This window comes from Allobosea sp. (genome assembly GCF_036675845.1).
Classification (GTDB): Bacteria; Pseudomonadota; Alphaproteobacteria; order Rhizobiales; family Beijerinckiaceae; genus Allobosea.
Genome location: NZ_JAKFED010000205.1, coordinates 1 through 2,598, shown reverse-complemented (window position 1 = coordinate 2,598; position 2,598 = coordinate 1). Strand labels below are relative to the sequence as shown.

Below are 2,598 nucleotides of genomic sequence, written 5' to 3'. Positions count from 1 at the left end.
CCGGGATCCATCATAAGGCTCCGGCGCCCTGCGATGGATCCCGGAGCTGCGCCGCTTCGCGGCTTGTCCAGGATGACGACAGTGGTTCCGAGTAAAAAGTGTCATGCTTTAATGAGCAGCCTGCTGCGGTCCGCCAAAGACGCGCCGCTGCCGGCTACATCACCACGGTGATCGTCTCCGCCGCGCGCGTCAGCCCGGTATAGAGCCAGCGCGCCCGGTGTTCGCGGAAGGCGAAGGCCTCATCGAACAGCACCACATCGTCCCATTGCGAGCCCTGCGATTTGTGGACGGTGAGCGCATAGCCGAAGGTGAACTCGTCGGTATGGCGGCGCAGTTCCCAGGGCACCTCCTCCTCGGTGCCGTCGAAGAAGTTCGGCAGCACCGAGACCTTGACCGGCTTGCCGCCGGTGTCGTCCTCCGGCGTCACCCGCATGGTGACGAGGCCCTTCTTCGAGGTCTTCAGCTCCTGCACGATCCAGGCGCCGCCATTGAGCAGGCCCTTGCTCTTGTCGTTGCGCAGGCAGACCAGCTTCTCGCCGACCACCGGCACATTCGAGCTGTGGCCCATCAATTGCCGCATCCGGGCATTGTAGAGCCGGCGCGTCTTGTTCATGCCGACCAGAACCTGGCCCGCGCCGAGCACGATCTCGGGCGTGATCGCGTCGCGCCGGATGACGCGGCTTTCGCCATAGTCGCCGATTTCGAGCCGCCCGCCCTCGCGCACGATCATCGACATCCGCACGATCGGGTTGTCGGCCGCCTGCCGGTGCACCTCGGTCAGCATGATGTCGGGCTCGTGCTCGGTGAAGAAGCCGCCGCCCTTGACCGGCGGCAACTGCGCCGGATCGCCCAGCACCAGCACCGGCGTGCCGAAGGAGAGCAGGTCGCGGCCGAGATCCTCGTCGACCATCGAGCATTCGTCGATGATGATCAGCTTGGCCTTGGCCGCGGCGCTCTCGCGGTTGAGCACGAAGGTCGGGCTCTCCTCGTCGACGCCGCGCGAGCGGTAGATCAGCGAATGGATGGTCTGCGCGCCCTCGCAGCCCTTGTTGCGCAGCACCAGCGCCGCCTTGCCGGTGAAGGCGGCGAAGACGACCGTGCCGTCGACGCCTTCGGCGATATGCCGGGCGAGCGTGGTCTTGCCGGTGCCGGCATAGCCGAACAGGCGGAAGAGCTGCGGCGAGCCGGCCTTGAGCCAGTCCGCGACGGCGGCGAGCGCCCCGTCCTGCTGCGGCGACCAGTTCATCGGAGGGAGGACAGGATTTCGAGCATGGCGCACATGGCCGCGAGTCGCAGGCTCCCGGCAAGTGCCGATCACGCCGAGCGCAGGCGCCGCGCGAACTGGTTGGCCTCGACCTGCAACGCCGAGATGCGTTCATCGAGCCGCCTTGCGCCGCTCGCGCCCTGCTCGGCCCGCGCCACGCTATGGGAATTGGCGTCGACGATGGTCGTCATCGCGCCGACCGCCTCGCCCGTCACCTCCGAAATGCGCGCGATGGTCTCGCCGAGCGTCTGCAGCAGGCCGCTATGCGAGCCGACCATGCTGGAAATCTCGGTGCTCGCCTGCTCGACGGCGCCGACGCGCGTGACGATGCCGGAGATCGCGGCTGCCGCCTGCGACAGCGCCTCGTCGACGGCGGCGATGCGCGCCACGACCTGGGCCGTGGCGCCAGCCGTCTGCGCCGCCAGCGCCTTGACCTCGCCCGCGACCACGGCAAAGCCGCGGCCCTGGGCGCCGGCGCGCGCCGCCTCGATCGTTGCGTTGAGGGCGAGCAGATTGGTCTGCCGCGCGATCGCCTCGATCAGCGCGACGACATCACGGATCTTGCCGGCGTTCTCGGTCAGCCGACCGACCAGGCCAGCCGTGCCGGCGGCGTCCCGTGTCGCCTCCGTCGCGATCTCGGAGACGCGCCGGACCTCGCGGTTGATCTGCTCGACGACATCCTCGAGCCGCAGCGCCGCGTCGGAAATGCGATCGGCCTCCTCGGCCGCGTCGGCGACGGCGCCGGCAGCGGAGCCGCCGCTCTGCGAAATCTGCTCGGCCTGCACCGCGGAATCGCCGAGCGCCGCCCGCAACCCCTCGCTCAACCCGGCGATGTCGACGAGCAGCCGGCCGATGCGCGCCTCGAACTCCTCGGCGATGCGATGCAGCTCTTCGGTGCGCCGCGCCTGATGCGCCTGCGCCAGCCCGGCCTCGGCCTCGCGCGTCACCAGCGTTGCGCGGACCTCGCTCAGCGTCCGCACCGTCCGGGCGAGCTCGCCGATCTCGTCGCGCCGGCGCCGATGCGGCACCTCGATGACATGGTTGCTGGCCATGGTCGCGTCGATCGCAGCCATCAGCTCGCGCAATGGCCGGGTGAGATGCGCGCGCAGCAGGGCGATGGCGAGTGCGCCGCCGGCCAGCGGCAGGCCGGCCGCGATCAGGATCACCCGCAACCGCACCCGCTCCGCCAGATCCTCGGCACTCGCCGCCGCCAGGCCGGACTGCCGGTCGAGATCGTCGCGGATCGTGGCCGTGACGCTGATGATCTGGCGGACATTCTCCTTCGCGGCTTCCGCCGAGGCCTCGATCAGCGCCGCCTTGGCGGAGACGCGGCG

Annotated in this window: 2 protein-coding genes; both read right to left on the bottom strand. The window is 69.7% G+C overall.

All coding sequences use genetic code 11. The features are described from left to right. Nucleotides 1-154 precede the first annotated feature (154 nt). A complete protein-coding gene (locus V6M56_RS21560; protein WP_332686921.1) occupies nucleotides 155-1,246 on the bottom strand; it encodes an ATP-dependent DNA helicase in 1,092 nt (363 codons plus the stop codon). 68 nt (nucleotides 1,247-1,314) lie between these two features. Then, the coding region (locus tag V6M56_RS21555; protein WP_332686919.1) for a methyl-accepting chemotaxis protein at nucleotides 1,315-2,598 on the bottom strand (1,284 nt) is incomplete at its 5' end.